This is a genomic window from Flavobacterium nackdongense (assembly GCF_004355225.1).
Classification (GTDB): domain Bacteria; phylum Bacteroidota; class Bacteroidia; order Flavobacteriales; family Flavobacteriaceae; genus Flavobacterium; species Flavobacterium nackdongense.
The window spans coordinates 3,075,684-3,100,212 of sequence record NZ_CP037933.1 but is presented as its reverse complement, the minus strand read 5'-3'; the positions used below and the strand labels follow the sequence as shown (position 1 = coordinate 3,100,212).

Here is a 24,529-nt window from a genome sequence, read left to right as displayed (position 1 = left end):
GAGTGAAATATTGTTTTCCTGACTTAGAAAAAAGTTAGTATCCTAGAAAATAATATTATAAACCTGGTATTTTTTTGCCAGGTTTTTTTTTGACCAAAAATTTACTTGACCAAAAAAAACTGCCCTCTAAAAAACCTATTAAATTTTATTTTGCAAATCAGGATGTTGTTGTAATTATTATTATTTTTGATACCCACGAAATGATAACTTTTCCTTATGATCACAATTCTTCTTGAACCTCGCAAAGCACTCAACAAAGCTTTCCTAAAAATCAAACCGAGTCGTTCTCAAATCGAAACTTTTAAAACCCATTTAATTGGAGTTTTAGATGCTATCAACGAGAAAGAAACAGAAGAATTTCACAAAAATTTAGTTATAGATTTTTTGAAGAAAACCTATTACGACCCTAACTATTCTTTGAATACAAAAGGGAGAAACGACCTTGTAATTCACAATGGAAAAGACGCCAAATCCAACGTTGGTGTTATTATAGAAGCCAAAAGCCCTTCTAACAAAACCGAAATGATTACCGGTGACAACCTCAACGGAAAAGCCTTGCAAGAGTTGGTTTTGTATTATCTGCGGGAACGCATTACACACAAAAACACCGAATTAAAGCATCTTGTTGTTACTAATATTTATGAATGGTTTGTTTTTGACGCCCAACTTTTTAATAAGTTGTTTGCCGAAAAGAAATCCTTTGTAAAACAATTTACTGATTTTGAAGAAGGTCGATTGTCTGGAAAAACAACAGACTTTTTTTATAAAGAAATCGCAAAGCCCTTTATAGAAAATTTGCAAAACGAGATTGTGTTTGCCTATTTTGATATTCGAAAGTATGAAAAACCCTTGCGAAATATAAACAAAGAAGACGACAAACCTCTTATCGCCCTATACAAATTAATTTCGCCAGAACATCTATTGAAATTATCTTTTGCCAACGACAGCAATTCCCTGGACAAAAACTTTTATAACGAACTCTTGCACATTATTGGCTTAACCGAAGTGAAAGAAAACGGAAAAAAACTGATAGAACGTCATAAAAAAGACAACCGCCATTCGGGTTCCTTATTAGAAAATACAATTGAACAATTGGACAGTCTGGATAAAATTTCGCGTTTGCAAAGTGCCAAACAATACGGTGAAACGTACGAAGAACGCTTGTTTACAGTGGCATTGGAGCTTACAATTACGTGGGTCAATCGGATTTTGTTTTTGAAATTGTTGGAAGCCCAATTGATTGCATATCATAAAGGAGACAAAAGTTATTCCTTTTTGAATTCGGATTTGATAAAAGATTACGACAACCTGAATAGCTTGTTTTTTCAGGTTCTAGCGCGAAAACCCCAAGACCGCACCGACAGGGTACAAACTGATTTTGCCAAAGTGCCCTACTTGAATAGTTCCCTTTTTGAACCAACTGATTTAGAACACGAAACCCTTTTTGTGTCGGGTCTTGAAGACAATGCCCATTTGCCCCTATTGAGTTCCACCGTAATCAAGGACAACCAAGGCAAAAAAATTACCGGCTCTAAAAAGGCATTGGCCTATTTCTTTTCCTTCCTTGATGCTTATGATTTTGCTAGCGAAGGTAGCGAAGACATTCAGGAAGACAATAAAACCTTGATCAATGCCTCAGTTTTAGGACTGATTTTCGAAAAAATAAATGGTTATAAAGACGGCTCAATATTTACTCCAGGATTTATAACAATGTATATGTCTCGCAATACTATTCGCAGAGCTGTAGTCCAAAAATTCAATATAATAAAAGGTTGGAATTGTCAATCATTTGAAGAATTGAAAGAAGATATTCAACAAGAATTGAAGGCTGGCGACCGCAAAGAAGTAAGAAAAAAAGCCAATGAGATCATTAACAGCCTTAAAATATGTGACCCAGCAGTAGGTTCAGGTCATTTTTTAGTATCGGTTCTCAACGAATTAATTGCCATCAAAAGCGAGTTAAACATTCTTGTAGATAACAATTGGGAACCTTTGAATAAATATACCATCGAGGTAATCAATGATGAATTGATCGTGACCGATGAAGACGACATAGCATTTTCGTACAAACCAAAGAATAAGGAAAGTCAACGTGTACAAGAATCTTTATTTCACGAAAAGCAAACCCTAATTGAAAACTGTTTATTTGGGGTTGACATAAACCCCAATTCGGTAAAAATTTGCCGCTTACGTTTGTGGATTGAATTATTGAAAAACGCCTTCTATAAACCGAATACCAATGAACTCGAAACCTTGCCCAACATTGACATCAACATCAAATGTGGCAACTCGCTTATTTCGCGTTTTGGATTGGATGCCGATTTGAAAAAAGCCTTAAAGCAAAGTAAACTTTCTATTGATGTTTATAAAAATGCTGTTAAAACGTATCAAAATGCTGAAAGCAAAGAACAAAAAAAGGAAATGGAGGGACTTATTCTTTCAATTAAGCAAAGTTTTAGCACAGAAATAAGACTAAATGATCCTGTTAAAACTAGATTAGAAAAATTATCAAGTGAATTGTATCACCGATTTACAGGTACATTCCTTTTTGAATCCGAAACTCCTTATGGCAAAAGTGAAAAAGAATTAGAGAAAAAAAGAAAATTAGAGAAAGAAAAACTAGAAAAAGAAATAAAAAAACTAGAAGCCCATATTGAAGAAATAAAAAACAACAAGATTTATGAAAACGCATTTGAATGGCGTTTTGAATTTCCCGAAGTATTGAATGAGGATGGCGATTTTGTGGGATTTGACGTGGTGATTGGGAATCCGCCGTATATTGATGCCAAAAAACTCGCCGATATTAGTATTTTATTAAAAGAAAAATTCAAAGTATATTATAGTAGTTCTGATTTGAGTAGTTATTTTTTTGAATTAGGAATCAATGTTTTAAAGGACAATGGCTTTGTTTCCTTTATCAATACAAACAAATTTTTCAGAACTGAATATGGTAAACCATTACGGAAATTCATTTCTGATAATAAAATTCATTCGATTGTAAATTTTGAACAAGTTCCAATTTTTGATGAAGCTTTAGTTTCAAGTTTGATAATTATTTTTGAGAAAAATAAAATGAAATCAGAATTTTCATTTTGTGAATTTTCAAAAGAGCCGTCCCCTCTTTTAGATTTTAGTAATCAAATTTCTATAAGAAATTCAATTATTTTGCCCGATTCTGTCAGTGAATCATCTTGGGCTTTTAATGCTAATGTAACTTCTAGCCTAATTGAAAAATTATATTTAAATTCTAATAAACTTAAGAACATTAATACTATTGATATTAAACGTGGAGTCACTACAGGATTTGATCCAGCATTTATTATTTCGAATGAAGTTGCAAATCAAATTTCTAACAACACAGTCATTAAACCCCTTCTTAAAGGTGCCCATATTAAGAAATATAAAACGGTAAATTCGGAACTTAGCCTTATTTTCACAAGACGAGGTTACGATATTGAAGAAGATATGCTAATTAAAGAACACCTATTTGCTTTTTATGAAGATTTAAGACCAAGAAAAAAAGATGAAATTAGAGGACGAAAATCTGGCGAATATAAATGGTATGAAATTCAAGACAATATTGCGTATTATAAGAATTTTGATAAAGATAAAATCATTTGGCCATTAACCGCAGATAAATGGGGATTTGCCTTGGATACTGAAAAAAATTATCTGTCAAGCGGCGGTTTTATGTTAATTTCAGAAACTTTAGATTTGAAATATTTATTGAGTGTTTTAAACTCAAAATTAATGAATTTTTTATTCACACAAATTGGAGTTATGACAGCTGGCGGTGCATACACACTGAAAAAAGCAACAATTGAAGAATTTCCAATCAAAGAAATCTTAAAAGAAAACCAAAAACCCTTCATTGATAAAGTCAACGAAATTCTTTCCTTAAAATCCGACAACCCACAAGCCGATACGCAAACCTTAGAGCACGAAATAGATGCAATGATTTATGAATTGTATGGTTTGAACGAGGAAGATATAGCGATTGTAGAAGGTTCGTAAACTAAAGTAAATGACTAGATATCCATATAACATTCTTATAATTGAAAGGCTTTAATATGCTTTTGGGTTCTGATGAAATTAGTTCTAGTTTATCCAATCGCTAGCCCAGATTGCAGAGAAAAGCCCGGAGCAAAAAAAGTAAAAGTCTCCTGTTCTAAAAAAGCGACCTACGGAAGCTCTTTTTAGGACTTTGGAAACTTTACTTTTTTTGTGAGGACTTGTAACGTAAAGCTGGAAATAGCTTCTAATAAAATTCTGTTAATTCTTCATCTGACAACTTGTCAGATTCATTCAAATAATTGTAACTTTGCCTTCTTATTAAAAATACACTTTTGAAAGTGACTATGGAAAAGATTATTGATGAAACCAAACAAGGCGAAAGCTTAGTTTTAGAGTTCAAACCCGAAAATACCAAGAAACTATTTATAGAAAGTTACGGCTGCGCGATGAATTTTTCGGACAGCGAAATCGTGGCTTCCATCCTATCGTCTAATGGTTATAACACCACACAAATCCTTGAAGAAGCCGATTTGGTTTTGGTCAATACCTGTTCGATTCGGGACAAAGCGGAACAAACGATTCGCAAACGATTGGAAAAATACAATGCCGTAAAACGCGTCAATACAAAGATGAAAGTAGGTGTTTTGGGTTGTATGGCAGAACGTTTGAAAAGTCAATTTCTTGAAGAAGAAAAGATTGTTGACCTGGTCGTGGGGCCTGATGCTTACAAAGATTTACCCAATTTATTGGCCGAAGTCGAAGAAGGTCGAGATGCCATCAACGTGATTTTATCCAAAGAAGAAACCTATGGTGATATTTCGCCCGTTCGATTGAATTCGAATGGCGTTTCGGCTTTTGTTTCGATCACTCGAGGCTGCGATAATATGTGTACTTTCTGCGTGGTGCCTTTCACCCGAGGTCGCGAACGCAGCCGTGAACCACAAAGTATTATGAAAGAAATTCAGGATTTGTGGGACAAAGGTTTTAAGGAAATTACACTTTTGGGGCAAAATGTGGACAGCTATCTTTGGTATGGCGGCGGACTGAAAAAAGATTTCGTCAACTCTTCTGAAATGCAAAAAGCAACTGCAGTAGATTTTGATCAATTGTTGAAAATGGTAGCCCTTGGTTTTCCAAAAATGCGCATTCGCTTTTCAACTTCCAATCCGCAAGATATGCACGAAAGTGTGTTGCACGTGATTGCAAAACATTCGAACATTTGCAACCACATTCACTTACCAGTTCAATCGGGAAGCAACAGAATCCTTAAGGAAATGAACCGCTTACACAGTCGCGAACAGTATATGACTCTGATTGATAAAATCAATTCTATAATTCCAGATTGCTCGATAACCCAAGACTTGATTGCTGGTTTTCCAACCGAAACCGAAGAAGATCATCAAGATACTTTGAGTTTGATGGAATACGTGAAATACAGTTTTGGTTATATGTATGCCTACTCGGAACGTCCGGGAACTTTGGCGGAACGCAAAATGGAAGACGATGTCCCAGAACCAACAAAATTGAGAAGACTGCAAGAAATTGTTGATTTGCAACGTGAACACAGCGCGATGAGAACCCAAGAATTTGTTGGAAAAACGGTAGAAGTTCTGGTGGAAAAAGCATCCAAAAGATCAGAAAACGATTGGTCTGGAAGAAATTCGCAAAACATTGTGGTGGTTTTCCCAAAAGAAGATTATAAAATTGGTGATTTTGTCAATGTAAAAATTACCCGTTGCACCAGCGGAACCTTGATTGGCGAAGCGGTTGGTTTGAGTGAGATGAATTAAAAAAAGTTCGCCACGAATTACACGAATTAGCACTAATTTTTTAATTTTTTTTGAATTACACAAATTTTAAAAATATTGAATTATGGAATTATATAAGCAGGAGGAATATTATAAGATAATTGGTCTGTGTATGGAAGTTCACAGAATTCTTGGAGGTGGACTTTTGGAAGCTGTTTATAAAGAAGCTCTTGAAATTGAATTTGATTTTCATAATATCCCTTATGAAAGAGAAAAAGAATTTGTAATTGAATATAAAGGGCATCGATTAAAGAAAAAGTTTTATGCAGATTTTATAGTTTATGATGAAATCATTTTAGAAGTAAAAGCAGCAAAATTATTAGTAGATGAAAACATAACTCAAACTTTAAATTATATGTCTATCACAAAAAGTGGGCTAGGAATTCTTGCAAACTTTTCTCATAAATCCCTACAACATAAAAGAGTTGTAATTTAAAAATTCGTGACCCGAGCAACAGTGAACAGGCGAAGTAAATAATTATGTGAAATTAAAATTAGTGCCAATTTGTGAAATTCGTGGCTAAACATTATGGAAACAGTTCAATCAATAAAACAACGATTTGAGATTATCGGGAACGACCCGAAACTCAATCGCGCGATAGAAAAAGCCATTCAGGTCGCACCAACGGATATTTCGGTATTGGTAGTGGGTGAAAGTGGCGTTGGAAAAGAAAGTATTCCAAAAATCATACATTCGCTTTCGCACAGAAAACACGGTAAATATATTGCCGTAAACTGCGGTGCCATCCCCGAAGGAACCATCGACAGCGAGCTTTTTGGCCACGAAAAAGGCTCTTTTACAGGAGCAACTTCTACTCGTGAAGGCTATTTTGAGGTGGCTAGCGGCGGAACAATATTTCTGGATGAAGTAGGCGAATTGCCATTGACTACTCAAGTTCGTTTGCTTAGGATTTTAGAAAATGGTGAGTTTCTGAAAGTAGGTTCTTCACAAGTTCAAAAAACCGATGTGCGAATTGTGGCGGCTACCAATGTCAATTTATTCGACGCCATCGAAAAAGGGAAATTCCGTGAAGATTTGTACTACCGATTGAGTACCGTGGACATTACGTTGCCGCCATTGCGCGACCGAAAAGACGACATTCATTTATTATTCCGAAAATTTGCTGCCGATTTTGCTCATAAATATAAAATGCCTCCGATCAAACTCGATGATAATGCAGTACAATTATTGCAAAAATTCCGTTGGGGAGGAAATATACGTCAGTTGCGAAATGTAGCCGAGCAAATCTCCGTTTTAGAAACCAATCGCGACATTTCTGCAGCAACTTTGCAATCCTATTTGCCAGCCGAAGCCAGTAATTTGCCTTCTGTAATCAAAGACAAGAAAGCCGAAAATGATTTTTCGACCGAAAGAGATATTCTGTACAAAGTGCTTTTTGACATGAAAGCCGATTTGCACGATTTGAAAAAATTGACTTTGGAATTAATGAAAAATGGTTCTGCAAAAGTGCAAGACATCAATACCAATTTGATTCAAAAAATATACGGCTCCAAAGAATCTGAAAGTGAAATTTCGTTTGAAGAAGAACCAAACAATGCCGTATTTTCGCCCGAGTCCCGGAGTTTTGGAACAAATCCAACTGAAAAAATCAATTTTGTAGAAAACGAAGACGATTTTCAATTTGCCGAAACAGTCGAAGAAGAAGAAATTCTAAAATTGGAACAAAGAGAAATCGAAATGATTAAAAAATCATTAGAAAAAAACAAAGGTAAACGAAAAGCGGCCGCCGATGAATTGGGAATTTCCGAAAGAACTTTGTATCGAAAAATAAAACAATTTGACCTATAAAAACAATTGAAATTCCAAAAAATAAATTCCAAATTCCAAAAAAAATAGAAATTCCAAAACAGAAATTCCAAATTCCAAAATAGTATATTTGTAATCGAATTAAATCATCGTTTAAATGATTGGAATTTCAAAAGTTTGGAATTTTAAAAATGATTGGAATTTGGAATTTTATTTTTGGAATTTTAAAAATGATTGGAATTTGGAAATTTCTAAATTGGAATTTACTAAACATCTTATGAAAAAAACACATCCTCTTTTATTGCTAATCTTGTTGTTTACTATAAACAGTTGCAATGTTTACAACTTTACTGGAACGGGCAAAATTGACGCCAAAACTTTTCAGGTGAATTTTTTTCCAAATACGGCTGAATTGGTTCAACCCGGAATTGACCGAACGTTTACCTTGAATTTACAAGATCTTATCCAAAATCAAACCAATTTGAACTTGGTTAAAAACGGTGGAGATTTAACCTACGAAGGCGAAATTATAGACTATCGTGTGACGCCTATGATGGCAACTGCCGACATCCAAGCAGCGCAAAACCGATTGACCATCAGAGTTAAAGTCCAATTCACTAATAAAAATAAAGAAGCCGATAACTTCGACAAAACTTTTGAATTTTTCTACGATTATCCCGCAGCACAGCAGCTTAGTGGCCCTACTTTAGACAGCGCCATCAAAGTTATTTTCGAAAGAATTACTCAAGATGTTTTCAACGAATCCCTGGCAAAATGGTAGTGTAAGGTTAATCGGTTAATCGCTTATTTGCTTAATCGTTTAACCAATTAACCAAATAAACAATTAACCTTTCTATGAACGTAACCGATTATACTTATCTAATAAACAAACCCGACGCTATCAACGAGAAGCAAACGGACGCTTTGGGAAGAGTGCTGGATGAATTTCCGTATTTTCAAAGTGCAAGAGCGATGCGATTGAAGGGACTTTTCAATCAAAATAGTTTCCGATACAATTACGCTCTGAAAGTTACGGCTTCGCATACCACCGACAGAACCGTTTTGTTTGATTTCATCACTTCGGATACTTTTGTTGCTATTCAAAAAGGATTGTACGACAAGAAAATTCTCGAATTACTGGACATTAGCGTCACCGATTTTGAAGTTATTGCGCCTGAAATTCGACTAGAACCCAAAATAAACACCTTAGAACAATCCATCCTAACTACAATCAAAGGAGCGGCGACTGTAGAAGAGGATTCCGCTACAAAACTAGCTGAAGAGAATCTCGCCATTGGTACACCATTGGGCTTTTCTAAAAACGAGAAACATTCCTTCCAAGAATGGCTTCAACTGTCCCGGACGCAGCCAATTGTTAGAGAAAAAGAAACCACGGAACGAATAGAATCTTCTGCTGTAGAGGATGACAAAAAGAAAAAAGCAGCGCTAATTGATAAATTTATTGAAGCTAGCCCTAAAATTTCACCCATAAAACCCCAGTCGGAAGCTTCTGTTCAAATTGACATCAATAAAACAGATAATTCCTATTTAATGACAGAGACTTTAGCAAGAGTATATTTAGAACAAAAAAAATATCAACGTGCTATTCAAGCTTATGAGATATTAATTTTGAAATATCCAGAAAAAAGTAGTTTCTTTGCAGACCGAATTGCGGATATCAAGATTTTACAACAAAATAATAATTAAACAATGAGCACATTTTCAATTTTTTTAGTATTAATAACAATAGTTTGCTTCCTACTTGTAGTAGTAATAATGGTTCAAAATCCTAAAGGCGGCGGACTTTCTTCATCCTTAGGCGGATCAACTCAAATCGGTGGAGTACAAAAAACTACCGACTTTTTAGACAAAAGCACTTGGACATTAGGCGCCATTTTAATTGGACTTATTTTGCTTTCTAGCTTGAGTTTTGGTGGAGCTTTAGGAACACCAGATTCAAAAATTATCGACAAAACAGAAGCTCCTGCGCCAAAAGCAGCAACACCGGCTCCGGCAACTCCTGCTCCGGCGACTCCTGCGACAAAAAAATAGATTGTACATCAAAATATACTGAATGCCAGCCTGTCAAAGCTGGCATTTTTTTTAAGAAAAAATGTCAGTTTTTTGCCCTTGGCATAATTTCTGAAATTGGCATTGCATCAAATTAGTAACAACAAACAATATATCATTATGGCTTTAAACATTAAACCGCTTTCAGACCGCGTTCTTATTGAACCCGTAGCTGCTGAAACCAAGACCGCTTCCGGAATTTTCATTCCTGACACTGCAAAAGAAAAACCACAAAAAGGAACTGTAGTTGCTGTTGGTAATGGTACAAAAGACCACGAAATGACAGTAAAAATAGGCGATTCTGTCCTTTACGGAAAATACGCCGGAACAGAACTAAAATTAGAAGGAAAAGATTATTTGATTATGCGTGAGGACGATATTCTCGCAATTATCTAAATTTTGTTTCAGGTTTCAAGTTTCAAGTGCGAAACGCAACCTTAAACCTTACACTTTAAACAATTAAAAAACAAAAGAAATGGCAAAAGATATAAAATTTGATATTGAAGCACGTGACGGATTAAAACGTGGAGTTGATGCTTTGGCAAACGCTGTAAAAGTAACCCTTGGACCCAAAGGTCGTAATGTAATTATTGGAAAATCTTTTGGTGGACCAACCGTTACTAAAGATGGTGTTACTGTTGCAAAAGAAATCGAATTGAAAGACCCATTAGAAAATATGGGCGCTCAAATGGTCAAAGAAGTAGCTTCTAAAACCAATGATTTAGCAGGAGACGGAACTACAACCGCCACCGTATTGGCACAAGCCATCGTAAAAGAAGGTTTGAAAAACGTAGCCGCTGGTGCAAACCCAATGGATTTGAAAAGAGGAATCGACAAAGCGGTTGAGGCTATCGTTGCTGATTTATCTAAACAAGCCAAAGTAGTAGGCAGCGATTCGGAAAAAATCAAACAAATTGCAGCAATTTCGGCCAATAACGACGAAGTAATTGGCGAATTGATTGCTAACGCTTTCGCAAAAGTAGGAAAAGAAGGTGTAATCACTGTGGAAGAAGCCAAAGGAACTGACACTTATGTAGATGTTGTGGAAGGTATGCAATTTGACAGAGGTTATCTTTCGCCCTATTTTGTGACCAATGCCGAGAAAATGGAAGCGGAATTAGACAGCCCATACATTTTATTGTACGACAAAAAAGTATCTTCATTAAAAGAATTATTACCTGTTCTTGAACCGGTAGCACAATCAGGAAAACCCTTATTGATTATCGCTGAAGACGTTGATGGAGAAGCTTTATCAACCTTGGTTGTCAATAAATTGCGTGGTGCCTTGAAAATCGCCGCTGTAAAAGCGCCTGGTTTTGGCGACAGAAGAAAAGCAATGTTGGAAGATATCGCTATCTTAACTGGTGGAACTGTAATTTCTGAAGAAAGAGGTTATACTTTAGAAAATACTACCATCGAAATGTTGGGAACGGCTAAAAGAGTCACTATAGACAAAGACAACACTACAATCGTTAGTGGCGCTGGTGAGGCCGAAATGATTAAAAATCGTGTGAACCAAATCAAAGGTCAAATGGAAACTACTACCTCTGATTATGACAAAGAAAAATTGCAAGAACGTTTGGCTAAACTAGCTGGCGGTGTGGCTGTTCTTTATGTGGGTGCTGCTTCTGAAGTGGAAATGAAAGAGAAAAAAGATAGAGTTGATGATGCTCTTCACGCTACTCGTGCCGCAGTTGAAGAAGGCATCGTTGCTGGTGGTGGTGTTGCTTTATTGAGAGCTAAAAACGCCCTTGCTGAATTGAAAGCAGACAATGCCGATGAAGCTACAGGAATCAAAATTATTTCTCGCGCTGTTGAGGCTCCATTGAGAACTATTGTAGAAAACGCTGGATTAGAAGGTTCTGTTGTTGTTGCAAAAGTAGCTGAAGGTTCAGGAGATTTTGGTTACAATGCCAAAACAGACGAATATGTAGATATGCTAAAAGCTGGAATCATTGATCCTAAAAAAGTAACTCGTGTGGCTTTAGAAAACGCTGCTTCTGTAGCAGGAATGATCTTAACTACCGAATGTGCTTTGATTGATATTAAAGAAGAAAATCCTGCAGCACACGCCCACGGTGGCGGAATGCCCGGAATGATGTAATTCGCAATACGAAGTTTGAAATAGGAGCAACACTTTAGGAAGTTCCAAATTTATAAACCCACAAGAATCAAAGTAATTGAGTTTTTGTGGGTTTTGTTTTTAATGAGATTTTGCAACAATTACAAATGTTGTAATTATTTTAATCTTCTTCTTTTACGTACCAAGTATAGTATTTTTTATTTCCCCAAAAACCTAATATTCTTTCGGTTTGTAATTTTCCAACTTCATTTATGACAATAAGCTTCTTTTTTCTAATTAAAAAAACTGTGTTTGGTAAAATTTTATTTTGTCCGACAGAAGATAAAGTCTTAATTGCGTTTTCAACTTCTGTAACTCTTTTAGGAATCTCATCTTCAGCTAAAACCAAACTGTCTTTATAAACATTTTGATTTTTATTAAATACTTTTAAAGTGTCATAAACTTTAATTATTTTAAGCTTTAAGGTGTCATTATTAACTACCCATTTTCCAACTGTCCAAGATGCAGCTAAATCAAAATGCCAAGTATGTCTAAATTTATTGTTTTCAAGAAGTTCTATTTTATTTCCAAAAGCATCTTTATAAGTTCCTAAATTTTCATTTTGAGAAAAACATATTGAACAGATAAAAAGAGTAAAATATTTTAGTTTCATTTTGTTTTTTGTTTTTTTCGGCACAATTTTATCTGTTAAGTTTTGAATATCAATAAATATCCCCGTCAACAACAATTCCTAACTCGTAAACTTCAACGGCAAATGCACCACTTTCTTCGTCTCGAAAAACTCATCTTCAAAAAAACCTTCTAATTTTCTTAGAAATTAAGGTCTCTTTTTAGGATTTCTTTTATTGTGAAAACAAGAAAGAACACGGACGGTATTTTGATTTTCATCAATCGTGTAGTAAAGAGAATAAGGAAAATTTTTTAGGTTTAATGATCTTACATTTTTGTATTGAACTCTGAAAAAAGGATTTATGGCTAAAATTCTGTAGCCTTTTTGCAGTTGCAATATGAAATTATTTGGCGCATCAAAACTATGTAGCGCATAAAAATCTATTGCTTTAACAATTTCATTTTGGGCACGAGGAGAGACGATGATTTTATAAACCATATTTAGATTTTAGCATACTAATAGACTCTTCGGCAGAAATATAATCGCTTCCGTCTTCCTGTAGTCTTTCGTCTAAAATCGCTTTCATTTCTTCGGTAAGTTCAAAATCATCATCTTCCACAATTGTAATGGTAATAGGTTTCGATTTAAAAGCAATTTTAATTGCATCTAAAATATCAGGAGTAATGTCTTGGGCAGAATCTAAATGATAGGTTGTATACATAATCGATTGATATTAAATTATATTGCTTTTGTTTTTAATTGTGACTATATCTATTATAAAAACAAATTTACAAAAAAAATGTCAAAACTGGCTTTGTTTTAACTCGTAAACTTCAATGGCAAATGCACTACTTTTTTAGTCTCAAAAAACTCATCTTGAAAGAAATCTGCTAAATTATATTCGGTGGCTTTGGGGAAATACTTCAATTCTTCGGTTAAATCGCCGCCTTTTAGATAGAGAATTCCGTTTCTAAGTTCGTGTTTGTTTTTCTTTTTGATTTTGTCTTTTACCCAAGATACAAAATCAGGCATATTGGTCACGGCACGACTCACGATAAAATCAAAATCACCTTTGACCAATTCGGCTCTCTTTTGTTCGGCTTTTACATTTTTTAATTCCAAAGCATCGACAACTGCCTGCACCACTTTTATTTTTTTGGCAATCACATCAATCAAATAAAAACGGGTTTCCGGAAAAAGAATCGCTAATGGAATTCCCGGAAATCCTCCGCCAGTTCCCACATCGAGAACAAAAGTTCCGGGTTCGAATTGAATTATCTTAGCTATTCCTAACGAATGCAAAATATGTTTGGTGTACAATTCATCGATATCCTTGCGGGAAATAACGTTGATTTTGGCATTCCAATCGTGGTACAAAGCATCCAGTTTTGCGAATTGTTGTTTCTGAATATCAGTCAAATAAGGGAAATACTTTTGAATCTCGTCCATTGTTATAAATTTTAACAAAAGTACAGTTTTTAGTTTTGAATATTTAACTCAATTTTACAGATTGAAAATTATTAATAATTACCTTTGCACCATATTCAAAATTTATATGAACAACGTAGCCCCTACATTTGCAAAACAAGATAATCTAAAGTTTTTTAGAACACTTAATTCGCGGGTAAACAATTATTTTAAAGAAAACAACATCCAAAAAACAGGCAACTGGAAACTGTATCTAAAAACAATAATTATGTTTGCCGTTTTCCTCACTCCTTATTTTGTGATTTTGACCCTCGATATGCCTTTTTGGTTGCATTTGCTTTTGGCAATTGTCATAGGAATAGGAATGGCGGGGGTAGGAATGAATGTAATGCACGATGGCAATCACGGTTCGTATTCGAACATCAGTTGGGTCAACAAATTTATGGGTGGAACCATTTATATTCTGGCCGGAAATGTCTACAATTGGCAGGTGCAACACAATGTTTTACACCATACGTACACCAATATTGTTGGCCACGACGAAGATCTAGATGCCGGTCGAGTAATCCGATTTTCCAAAGATGCCAAATGGTATAGTTTTCATCGATTTCAACAATATTATTCGGTGTTTTTATACGGATTATTGACTTTCAACTGGGCAATTACTACTGATTTTAAGCAAATGAAAAGCTATCTCAAAAGAAAACTTTCTTATGGCGAGGCTAAAAACCCAAAAATTCTTTGGACCACTTTATTGATCACCAAAGCTATTTATTTCTCTATTTGGATCGTTTTGCCGATGATCATCGGAATCACTTGGTGGAAAGTGTTAGTCGCTTTTTTTGTAATGCACTATACCGCTGGCCTAATTTTGAGCATCGTTTTTCAATTGGCACACGTGGTCAAAGAAACCACCAATCCAGTTCCAAATGAAGATGGCGAAATTGAAAACACTTGGGCCATTCATCAATTATTTACAACGACCAATTTTGCTCCAAAAAATTGGATTATCAATTGGTACACCGGAGGACTGAACCATCAAATCGAGCATCATATTTTTCCGAATATTAGCCATATTCATTACGGCAAAATTGCAAAAATTGTCAAGGAAACCGCCCAAGAATGCAATCTCCCTTATTACGAATACAAAACCTTTAGAAGCGCGGTGATTGCCCATTTCCAACATTTGAAAGAACTAGGTGTAAAACCTGCTTTATAGTAATAAATCAACAACCAACTTTATAAATTAAAATTTACAATTAATGAACAATTTGCTTTCAGACAGAATCAACAATTTAGCTACCTCGCAAACATTGGCAATGGCAGCATTGGCCAGAGAATTAAAAGCACAAGGAAAAGATATTATCAGTTTGAGTTTAGGAGAACCTGATTTCAACACTCCGGAATTTATCAAAGAAGCCGCCAAAAAAGCCATAGATGACAACTACAGCACTTATTCGCCAGTAGATGGATACGGCGATTTGAAAGAAGCCATTTGCAGAAAATTCAAAAGAGACAACGGATTGGATTACAAACCATCTCAAATTGTAGTTTCAACTGGAGCAAAACAATCTTTATACAACATTGCACAAGTAATGTTAAACGACGGTGACGAAGTGATTTTACCAGCACCATATTGGGTTTCTTACTTCGAAATCGTGAAATTATCAGGCGGCGTTCCTGTAGAAGTTCCCACTTCGGTAGAAACAGATTTCAAAATCACACCAGAACAACTAGAAGCAGCCATCACACCAAAAACAAAAATGATGTGGTTCTCTTCTCCTTGTAATCCATCAGGATCGGTTTACAACAGAGAAGAATTGACGGCTATTGCTAAAGTATTAGAAAAATATCCAAACATCATCGTCGTTGCTGACGAAATCTACGAGCACATCAATTTCTCTGGAACTTTTTGCAGTATCGGGTCCATCCCAGGAATGTTAGAAAAAACAGTTACTGTAAATGGATTGGCTAAAGCTTTCGCGATGACTGGATATAGAATTGGTTACATCGGAGCGCCAGAATTTATTGCAAAAGCGTGTACAAAAATTCAAGGTCAAGTAACTTCTGGAGCCAATTCAGTAGCACAAATTGCTGCAATCACTGCTGTAGATGCAGATCCAAGCGTATTGAATCATATGGTTCAGGCGTTCCATTCTCGTAGAGATTTAGTGGTTGGATTATTGAAAGAAATTCCAGGAATCAAAATCAACATTCCGGAAGGCGCATTTTATGTATTTCCAGACGTATCTTCATTCTTTGGCAAGACCTTAAAAGGAACCGAAATCAAAGATGCCAACGACGTTTCAATGTACTTATTAGCTGAAGCTTGCGTAGCAACAGTGACAGGCGACGCTTTCGGAAACCCAAACTGTATTCGTTTTTCTTATGCCACCAGCGAAGAACAATTGATCGAAGCCTTAAAAAGAATCAAAAACGCTTTGGCCGGATAGTCAAAACCTGATTTATATCACAAGCCTCAAGGAAACTTGGGGCTTTTTTTTGGGCGTGTTCGCCGCGGCGAACGGGCTATTCGTTGCAAACGGAGTTCACTGAACACCACTGAAAATATAAAATTAGTGAAGTAATCTTTTCCTTTTTAAAGAAAAAAGGAAAAGGATTTCCACTGCTATCCCTCACGCGAAACAGTACACAAAACAACATTTTTCCAAAAAATCCATTCCCGAATTAGAAATCCCGAATTTTTTATAAGACCTTTGCAGACTTTTTGGGCGAAAACTTAAAAACCTAAAATTCTATCCATTATAAAAAATATCATCCTCACGATGAAGAAAAAAATAGAAATACTGGCTCCCGCCAAAGATCTTATTCACGGTATGGCCGCCATTAACGCTGGTGCCGATGCCGTTTATATTGGAGCCCCTTTATACGGCGCTCGTTCCAACGCCACCAACTCGATTGAAGATGTGGCGAAATTGGTAGAATACGCCCATTTATTCAATGCACAGGTTTTTGTGGTGGTCAACACCATTTTGTACGACAGCGAACTCGAAACCTGTCGCCAAATGATTTGGAAATTATACGACATTGGTGTCGATGCCCTGATTGTTCAAGATATGGCAATTATGGAAATGGACTTACCACCTATCGTTTTGCACGCCAGCACACAAGCCAACAACCGCGATGCCGATAAAATCAAATTCTTGAAAGATGCCGGTATGAAACGGGTGGTTTTAGCTCGGGAATTGAACTTGCACCAAATCAAAGAAATTAGTGAAGCGAGCGATGTGGAACTCGAATTTTTCGTGACCGGCGCTTTGTGCGTTTCGTTTAGCGGGAATTGTTATATGAGTGTTGCCAATGGCGAACGTTCTGCCAATCGTGGTTCGTGTGCCCAAAACTGCCGCTTGCCGTATAACTTAATCGACGGTCACGGCGAGACCTTAATCAAAAATAGTCACTTGCTTTCCATCAAAGATTTTGATGTTTCAGACCAACTTCCGAATTTGATTGAAGCTGGAATTTGCTCTTTCAAAATCGAAGGGCGATTGAAAGATATTGTTTATGTAAAAAATAATGTGTCGTATTTGCGTCAAAAATTAGATGCTTTTCTTGAAAATGAAGGAAGTGACAAATACACCAAAGCTTCTTCGGGAAAATGCAGCTATACTTTTGATTCGGCATTAGACAAAACCTTTAATCGCGGGTATACCGATTATTTTGTCAATGAAAGACACCAAGCCATCGGCTCTTGGAATAGCCCAAAATCAAAAGGCGAATATATTGGCAAACTCATCAAAATTGTGGGCAATGCTTACGAAATAGAAAACGGACATTTACTGAGCAATGGCGATGGTCTTTGCTACATCAACGAAAAAAATGAAGCCGATGGCATTTACATCAACAAAGTCGAAAACGGCTTGGCGTATCCTTTTGTACTAAAAGAGGTAAAAGCAGGTGCCTTTATTTACCGAAATAATGACACTGCTTTCATCAAAATTGTAGAAAGAGAAGACAGTGCCATTCGAAAAATCAGTACAAACTTACTATTGACCGAAAACGAAAACGGTTTTGAATTGACTGCCACCGACGAAGACGGAAATGTTAGCAGCGTCAATTTGGTTCATCCAAAAGAAAGAACCAAAAACAACGAATCTATTGAAGAAAATTTCAAAATCAATTTGGCAAAAACAGGTTTCACACCTTACACCGCCGATGAAATAACAATTATGTTCTCCGAAAATTGGTTCCTTCCTATTTCTAAAATCAACGAAATGCGAAGAACCGTTTTCGAACAATTGTCTGAAATTCGTTTGGCAAACTACAAACGTGAAGAACACCAATTGGTCAAAACATCGCATCCTTATCCAGAAACCAAACTGGATTTTATGTACAATGTTTCTAACAAATTAGCTCGGAAATTCTACGAGCGTCACGGCGTAACCGAAATCGAAAAAGCCTTCGAATTGCAATGGGATCCGGGAAAATCACGTGTGATGACTACCAAATACTGCATCAAATACGAATTGGAAAAATGCCCAAAATACCATCCTAATATGGATGGAAAACTCAAGGAACCTTTGATTTTGAAACAAGGCGAACTGGAATACAAACTCAAATTCAATTGCAAACCCTGCGAAATGGAAATTTGGGAAAAAGATGCCGAATTCGAAATCGAAGAAGACCATTTTCATTAAAATATTTAACCACAAAGCACACAAAGGTTTACACAAGGTTCGCAAAGATTTATTTCAAAATCTTTGCGAACTTTGAGGTTAAACAACTATTTTTGTTTTGTATTTCGAACCATCCTATTTCTTTACCACAAAATGAAAAAAGTCCTCACCTTTTGCATCGCATTAATAAGTTTTACAGTTTTCTCACAAGAAATAATAGAACAACCTAAAAAACAAATTGTAGAGGCTTCCTGCGGACAATGTCAATTTGGGATGGAAGGAAAATCCTGTGATTTGGCCGTTCGCATTGATGGAAAACCCTATTTTGTTGACGGAACGCATATTGACCAGCACGGCGATGCGCACGGCTCGGATGGATTTTGTGCAAAAGTTAGAAAAGCTGAAGTAGTAGGGGAAATAGTCGACAATCGTTTCAAAGCCACTTTTTTCAAATTGATTCCAGAGACAAAATAAATGGAGTTAATTCTTCAAAATATTGCTAAAATCGTTTCCTTAACACCCGAAGAAGAGCATTTATTTTTGTCTAAAACCGAAATACATCATTACAAAGCCAAAACCATTTTGCTCAACGCTGGCGAAATTTGCAAAACTTCCTATTTTGTAAATTCAGGAGTGCTTCGAAGTTTTAACATCAATGACAATATTATGGAGCACGTCTTGGGTTTCGCTTGTAGTGGTTGGTGGATTGGTGATATGTATAGTTTGCTATCGCAGCAACCAGGCAACTTGTTTATAGAAGTTCTCGAAGATGCAGAAGTACTGTTACTTTCCAAAGAAAACCAAGAAATTCTCTATCGTGAAATCCCCAAACTAGAACGGTTTTTCAGGATTCTAACCGAAAATTCATTGGTCGCTCATCAAGAACGTTTAATGGATAATTTGAGTTTATCTGCTGAACAACGTTTTGAAAAACTGTGCAAAAAATACCCTGATTTAATCCAGAAAGTACCTCAAAAACATTTGGCTTCCTACATTGGGGTAACTCCTGAGTTTTATAGTAAGATGAAAAGCAAGCTTTTGAGGAAATAGTCAACCATTATTAAATAAAAATTAATTATTACATTTGCATAAAAATGATTTCAAATGATACCAAACAAACTCTTAAAAATATCATTAGCGGAACTATCATTGAAGGCAAAAATGATACACTCACAACAACCCGAAATCAATTATGCTCAAGCTTTACAACAGATACAACAACTAAAAGAGATTTCGACAAACAATGCGAAATCAAAAAAGAGCAGGCAAAACATCTAGATGATTATATTACTAACCATAATCTGTGGATAACTGATATTGCTGCTCAAGAAAACTATCTTACCGAAGGAGGAGAAGCTAAAATTTACTTCGGCAAAGACAATAAAAGTGTAATTAAACTTAACGATGCTGTTTATTATTTCACTTGGCTGGATTTTTTCAATAGTATCCTTATCCATAATTTATTCTTTGAGGGAACAAAATATGAATTACTTGGCTTTAATCGATCCAACGAAATGCTTTATGCAGTTTTAAAACAAGCTTTCATCATTTCGGATAACCCCGTAAATTTAAAGGAAGTAAAACATCTATTGGAATATAATGGTTTTGAAAACATTCGAAGAAATGATTATTATAACGAAGAATTAGGATTAATTTTAGAAGACATCCACGATGAAAATGTAATCGTAAACTCCAATGTTCTATTCTTTATTGACACCGTTTTCTTCGTCAACGTAAAAGAATAATTTTGATGTTTTTCAAAAAACTAAAAAGCAACATTTTGAGGAAGTAATCAGTGCTTAGCACATAAGTACTTAATGGCAATAACAGTATATTTCAAAGTGAGCGGCTTTATATTTTCCTTAACGATTCGCTGAATACTAAAAATCGGAACAGCGAACACTTTTTTCTTAATCTACATTAAGTTCCTTTTGTTTTCATTGTCCATAAATTTGTAACAAATAATCCATAAACTTACATACAATGAAAAATACAGTTTTACATACAGCAGACACAAGAGGTCACGCCGATCACGGATGGTTAAATGCGCATCACAGTTTTAGTTTTGGCAGTTGGTATAATCCCGAAAGAGTTCAGTTTGGCGTTCTTCGGGTTTTAAATGACGACGCCATAGCCGCAGGAATGGGTTTTGGCGAACACGGACACGATAATATGGAAATCATTACCATTCCGCTAGAAGGCGATTTGGCACACAAAGACAGTATGGGAAATGCCGAAACTATCAAAACGGGCGATGTTCAAGTGATGAGTGCGGGCACCGGAATTAGACATAGCGAATTCAACCCGAATGCCGACCAACAAACTAAGTTATTCCAGATTTGGTTGTTTCCAAGAACAAAAAATGTGGAACCTCGCTACCAGCAAATTACACTGAATCCTGCGGAACAAAAAAACAATTTTGCCCAAATTCTTTCTCCAAATGCCGAGGATGCTGGTGTTTGGATTCATCAAGATGCTTGGTTTTATTTAGCTGATTTTGATAGTGAATTTTCGAAAAGTCTATCTTTAAAAAAAGAAGGAAACGGATTTTACATTATGAATATTGAGGGAGAAATTGAAGTAAATGGCGAAAAATTAGAAAAAAGAGATGCTATAGGCATTTGGGAAACGAACGACATTGAAATCAAAGCCACAACCGATGCTAAATTTTTAGTAATGGAAATTCCTATGAACTAATTTTAATTTAAAAAATGAAAAAAATACTCGCTTTTGGAGCTTCATCCAGCAAGACTTCCATCAACAAACAATTGGCTACTTATGCAGCCAATCAATTCGAAAATGCAACCGTTGAAATTTTAGATTTAAACGATTACGAAATGCCAATCTATTCTATGGACAAAGAATCAGCGACTGGAATTCCGCAATTAGCTCAGGATTTCTATGCTAAAATTGGAAATTCAGACCTCATCATTATTTCATTTGCCGAACATAATGGAGCCTATTCTACCGCTTTCAAAAACATTTTTGATTGGACTTCAAGAATAAATGGCAAAACATTTCAAGAAAAAGAAATGCTTTTATTGTCAACTTCCCCAGGTCCAAGAGGTGGCGCAACGGTTTTAGAAATTGCCAAAGGCCGTTTTCCTTTTCAAGGAGGAGTGGTGAAAGGGAGTTTTTCACTACCCAATTTTAGCGCTAATTTTGATTCCGAAAAAGGAATTACAAATCCAGAATTGCACCGTGAACTGATGAAAATCGTAATGCTATTTAAAAAAATGTCCCCTCTTAATTAGCAAGATGGGACGCTTTTTTACTTCGATTTCAAGCTAATATTCTCAAATGTAGACACATCAACAATTTCTTCACCGTCTAAATCGAATGAAATTTTCACCATATCCCCAACTGCGGTAATGGGTAATTGATTGGATATTTGGGACGAACCTACAAAAATATTCGCATAATCTTTTACTGTAAAATAATAAAAACTATTCCCGTTTTTGACATCATTCTGAATACGAACCACCACCGATTCAACTACTTTTCGTGCGGATTTTTCGCCTGCATTTATTTTATTTCCCGAAGAGTTAAAGGCTGTTTTATAAGCCGTTAAAGCCTCGCGCATCGTATTTCCCGTGCCAACAATGGTGTAATCTGCAATTGAAACCATAGCATACATTTTTACCAAGCCGCCTTTGTCTTTTAAGGTCATTACATAGGTGGGAATCGTATTGATGTTATACGGAATAGGCAATGAAGCGCTAAAACCTTTTTCTTGCACTTTTCCTTGTGCCGAGCTTTGCGCAGCAAATTCTGTAGCACCACTTTGCTTGTAAAAAGTAGTTTCTTTAGTTCTTGTATCTACTAAAACAAATCCTACCGCAGATTCATCTTTTCCTACAGAAGTAATTCCGGTGTACCAATAGGATTTATTATCTTTTCCGTAAACCAAGGTTAAATCCTCTGTAATTTGAAGTTTGTTTTCGTTAGAAAAATTCCAATAGCCTTTTACATATTCGCCCCAATCATTCAACTGATCTTTAATAAATGAAATGGGCTGAATTCTATCTACCCAAAGCGGCGTGTTTTTAATATTGTATTCTTTTATAGCCCCATTTTGCGCATTGACAACTACAACGCCAGTAGCATCGTTTCCAGAAAAGCCAACTTTTTTAGCATATTTAGTAACCACCCAATACGGCACGCCTTCGTCGTCAATTTCAAAACTAAAATCCGTCAAACCTACAGTGTTATAGCCATTAAAATATAAATATCGGTGCAAATTACTGCCAAAATAAGCTTCTCTTTGGTATTTTAAAAATAATGGTTTTCCGTTTACTTCTTGTACTAATTTTACATCACGTTCATTTGTTGCCGACACCATCACATAACCTGTTGTACCGCTTTTGTTATTCATCCATTTAAAAAAACCGGAATGTTCTAAAGGCGCAACCCAATATAATTTGCCCTTCACTTTCTGGATAAAAAATTCTTGTAATTGCGCTTGACTTCCTAATGCAGGTTGCGAACCTAATATTTTTTCGCCCAATAAATACGCTAAACTTTCATCGACAACACGAATTTCATTCATAGAAATTGGAGCGATATGATTGGTTAATTTTTCGCCGTTTTCCACCTTTCCAATTAAATTTCGAAAGTCTTGATTTCGAAAAACAGGATGCGATGTGAAAAAAGGAAGCACAAATGAATATATAATCGAAATACCTACTAATAATGCTGGAATTTTCCAGAATACTGTTATTGGTTTGTAGCTTTTTCCGTCCGAACTAATAGTAAATTTAGAAAACGAGAAAAACAATATTGCGGCGATAATTAAAAGTAAGACAGTAACGCCTACAAATCCATAATTTAAAACCGGTAGCGTACTATAAAAATAAAAAAACGTGATAATTAGGATGATTGCGATAGGGAAAATTTTTCTCATTTTACTTTCTATTTAGTTTTACACTTATTAGACATTTGTTTTTTTAGTTTGTTACAAAGTAAGTATTTTTGCTCGATAGAAATAAGTCAAATCGATGAAAATAATAATCTCAAAGTAGTTTTCTTTACTTTAGATAAAAAGTCGTAAGGTTTATTATTCAATTGAATGACAACTTTTACTAATAATCAGTACACAATGAAACTGCAATAAATTCAATAAAATTATGAAAGCATACGTATTTCCTGGTCAAGGCGCACAATTTATAGGAATGGGCAAAGACTTATATGAAAACTCCGAATTAGCCAAATCACTTTTCGAAAAAGCCAATGAAATTTTAGGTTTTCGTATTACAGACATTATGTTTGAAGGCACTGCCGAAGAATTGAAAGAAACCAAAGTTACCCAACCAGCCGTTTTCTTACATTCCGTGATTTTGGCTAAAACTTTAGAAGATTTCAAACCAGAAATGGTGGCAGGACATTCTTTGGGCGAATTTTCAGCCTTGGTTGCCAATGGCGTTTTGTCATTCGAAGACGGATTGAAATTAGTTTCACAACGCGCTTTGGCAATGCAAAAAGCTTGCGAAATAAAACCTTCGACAATGGCTGCCGTTCTTAATTTAGAGGACAAAATTGTGGAAGACATTTGCGCTTCTATCGATGGCGTAGTGGTGGCTGCCAATTACAACTGTCCCGGTCAATTGGTTATTTCAGGCGAATACAAAGCTGTAGAATTGGCTTGCGAAAAAATGAAAGAAGCTGGCGCAAAACGTGCCTTGATACTTCCTGTTGGCGGTGGTTTTCACTCCCCAATGATGGAACCTGCAAGAGAGGAATTGGCCGCAGCCATTGAAGCAACCACTTTCTCTACTCCTATTTGCCCAGTGTACCAAAACGTGACAGCAACGGCCGTTTCTGATGCCAACGAAATCAAGAAAAACCTAATCATCCAATTGACAGCTCCTGTAAAATGGACACAATCTGTAAAACAAATGATTGCCGATGGCGCCACATTGTTTACCGAAGTGGGTCCCGGAAAAGTCTTGGCTGGATTGATTGGAAAAATTGATAGAGAAGCTGCGACGGCAAACGCTTAAAATTTTAGATTGCAGATTTCAGAATTTAGATTTCAGTTTGTAAATAGAGAATCCTCATAAACTTATGTTTGTGGGGAATTTTTCTTTTAATGTCGTTAATGCATTGCAGGAA

At 35.8% G+C, this 24,529-nt stretch carries 23 protein-coding genes; 18 read left to right on the top strand and 5 right to left on the bottom strand.

All coding sequences use genetic code 11. The features are described 5' to 3' along the window. Positions 1 to 216 precede the first annotated feature (216 nt). The 9 genes from E1750_RS13240 (at position 217) to groL (ending at position 11,764) form a co-directional block, all read left to right on the top strand. Entirely contained in the window at positions 217 to 4,014 is a 3,798-nt protein-coding gene (locus tag E1750_RS13240; RefSeq protein ID WP_133277242.1) for a DUF7149 domain-containing protein, read from the top strand. A 344-nt stretch (positions 4,015 to 4,358) separates the two neighbouring features. Next, on the top strand, positions 4,359 to 5,804 hold the full coding sequence (gene miaB / locus E1750_RS13235; protein WP_133277241.1) for a tRNA (N6-isopentenyl adenosine(37)-C2)-methylthiotransferase MiaB: 1,446 nt from the start codon (positions 4,359 to 4,361) through the stop codon (positions 5,802 to 5,804). A gap of 82 nt (positions 5,805 to 5,886) precedes the next feature. Beyond that, the gene (locus E1750_RS13230; protein WP_133277240.1) at positions 5,887 to 6,258 is read left to right on the top strand and encodes a GxxExxY protein; all 372 of its coding nucleotides are present in this window, start codon (positions 5,887 to 5,889) and stop codon (positions 6,256 to 6,258) included. Positions 6,259 to 6,351: 93 nt separating this feature from the next. Then, entirely contained in the window at positions 6,352 to 7,632 is a 1,281-nt protein-coding gene (locus E1750_RS13225; RefSeq protein WP_133277239.1) for a sigma 54-interacting transcriptional regulator, read from the top strand. A gap of 235 nt (positions 7,633 to 7,867) precedes the next feature. Continuing rightward, on the top strand, positions 7,868 to 8,371 hold the full coding sequence (locus E1750_RS13220) for an LptE family protein (protein ID WP_133278147.1): 504 nt from the start codon (positions 7,868 to 7,870) through the stop codon (positions 8,369 to 8,371). Positions 8,372 to 8,445: 74 nt separating this feature from the next. Continuing rightward, on the top strand, positions 8,446 to 9,297 hold the full coding sequence (locus E1750_RS13215; RefSeq protein WP_133277238.1) for a tetratricopeptide repeat protein: 852 nt from the start codon (positions 8,446 to 8,448) through the stop codon (positions 9,295 to 9,297). A gap of 3 nt (positions 9,298 to 9,300) precedes the next feature. Beyond that, positions 9,301 to 9,642 carry a preprotein translocase subunit SecG gene (secG, locus tag E1750_RS13210; RefSeq protein WP_133277237.1) on the top strand — a complete coding sequence of 114 codons (342 nt, stop codon included), beginning with the start codon at positions 9,301 to 9,303 and terminating at the stop codon, positions 9,640 to 9,642. A gap of 138 nt (positions 9,643 to 9,780) precedes the next feature. Then, entirely contained in the window at positions 9,781 to 10,056 is a 276-nt protein-coding gene (locus E1750_RS13205) for a co-chaperone GroES (RefSeq protein ID WP_133277236.1), read from the top strand. Between the two features lie 79 nt (positions 10,057 to 10,135). Continuing rightward, positions 10,136 to 11,764: a chaperonin GroEL gene (gene groL / locus E1750_RS13200; RefSeq protein WP_133277235.1), complete on the top strand. Its 1,629-nt coding sequence runs from the start codon at positions 10,136 to 10,138 to the stop codon at positions 11,762 to 11,764. A 139-nt stretch (positions 11,765 to 11,903) separates the two neighbouring features. Here the strand turns inward: groL and E1750_RS13195 are convergent, their stop codons facing one another. The 4 genes from E1750_RS13195 to rsmG form a co-directional block, all read right to left on the bottom strand. Next, the gene (locus E1750_RS13195) at positions 11,904 to 12,395 is read right to left on the bottom strand and encodes a hypothetical protein (protein ID WP_133277234.1); all 492 of its coding nucleotides are present in this window, start codon (positions 12,393 to 12,395) and stop codon (positions 11,904 to 11,906) included. A 165-nt stretch (positions 12,396 to 12,560) separates the two neighbouring features. Beyond that, positions 12,561 to 12,851, bottom strand: coding sequence for a type II toxin-antitoxin system RelE/ParE family toxin (locus tag E1750_RS13185; protein ID WP_133277233.1), 291 nt, complete (start codon positions 12,849 to 12,851; stop codon positions 12,561 to 12,563). Continuing rightward, entirely contained in the window at positions 12,841 to 13,074 is a 234-nt protein-coding gene (locus E1750_RS13180) for a hypothetical protein (protein WP_133277232.1), read from the bottom strand. The genes E1750_RS13185 and E1750_RS13180 overlap by 11 nt, the downstream gene beginning before the upstream one ends. Positions 13,075 to 13,172: 98 nt before the next feature. Continuing rightward, the gene (gene rsmG / locus E1750_RS13175) at positions 13,173 to 13,802 is read right to left on the bottom strand and encodes a 16S rRNA (guanine(527)-N(7))-methyltransferase RsmG (protein ID WP_133277231.1); all 630 of its coding nucleotides are present in this window, start codon (positions 13,800 to 13,802) and stop codon (positions 13,173 to 13,175) included. Between the two features lie 106 nt (positions 13,803 to 13,908). Here rsmG and E1750_RS13170 point away from each other — a divergent pair, with 106 nt between their 5' ends. From E1750_RS13170 to E1750_RS13135, 8 genes are all read left to right on the top strand, one after another. Next, a complete protein-coding gene (locus tag E1750_RS13170; RefSeq protein ID WP_133277230.1) occupies positions 13,909 to 15,000 on the top strand; it encodes a fatty acid desaturase family protein in 1,092 nt (363 codons plus the stop codon). Positions 15,001 to 15,043: 43 nt separating this feature from the next. Further along, a complete protein-coding gene (locus E1750_RS13165; RefSeq protein ID WP_133277229.1) occupies positions 15,044 to 16,234 on the top strand; it encodes a pyridoxal phosphate-dependent aminotransferase in 1,191 nt (396 codons plus the stop codon). Positions 16,235 to 16,567: 333 nt separating this feature from the next. Then, on the top strand, positions 16,568 to 18,439 hold the full coding sequence (locus E1750_RS13160) for a peptidase U32 family protein (RefSeq protein ID WP_133277228.1): 1,872 nt from the start codon (positions 16,568 to 16,570) through the stop codon (positions 18,437 to 18,439). 132 nt (positions 18,440 to 18,571) lie between these two features. Continuing rightward, positions 18,572 to 18,892 carry a DUF6370 family protein gene (locus E1750_RS13155; RefSeq protein WP_133277227.1) on the top strand — a complete coding sequence of 107 codons (321 nt, stop codon included), beginning with the start codon at positions 18,572 to 18,574 and terminating at the stop codon, positions 18,890 to 18,892. Continuing rightward, positions 18,893 to 19,468, top strand: coding sequence for a Crp/Fnr family transcriptional regulator (locus E1750_RS13150; RefSeq protein WP_133277226.1), 576 nt, complete (start codon positions 18,893 to 18,895; stop codon positions 19,466 to 19,468). It begins immediately after the preceding gene. 44 nt (positions 19,469 to 19,512) lie between these two features. Continuing rightward, positions 19,513 to 20,163, top strand: coding sequence for a putative polyvalent protein kinase domain-containing protein (locus tag E1750_RS13145; RefSeq protein ID WP_133277225.1), 651 nt, complete (start codon positions 19,513 to 19,515; stop codon positions 20,161 to 20,163). 238 nt (positions 20,164 to 20,401) lie between these two features. Further along, complete coding sequence (locus E1750_RS13140; RefSeq protein ID WP_133277224.1) at positions 20,402 to 21,115, top strand: pirin family protein; 714 nt, start codon at positions 20,402 to 20,404, stop codon at positions 21,113 to 21,115. Positions 21,116 to 21,129: 14 nt separating this feature from the next. Beyond that, entirely contained in the window at positions 21,130 to 21,672 is a 543-nt protein-coding gene (locus tag E1750_RS13135; protein WP_133277223.1) for an NADPH-dependent FMN reductase, read from the top strand. Positions 21,673 to 21,689: 17 nt separating this feature from the next. Here the strand turns inward: E1750_RS13135 and E1750_RS13130 are convergent, their stop codons facing one another. Next, a complete protein-coding gene (locus E1750_RS13130; RefSeq protein ID WP_133277222.1) occupies positions 21,690 to 23,321 on the bottom strand; it encodes a hypothetical protein in 1,632 nt (543 codons plus the stop codon). A gap of 223 nt (positions 23,322 to 23,544) precedes the next feature. On the opposite strand from E1750_RS13130, the gene fabD reads away from it, so the two are divergent. Next, entirely contained in the window at positions 23,545 to 24,417 is an 873-nt protein-coding gene (gene fabD / locus E1750_RS13125) for an ACP S-malonyltransferase (RefSeq protein ID WP_133277221.1), read from the top strand. Positions 24,418 to 24,529: the final 112 nt, after the last annotated feature.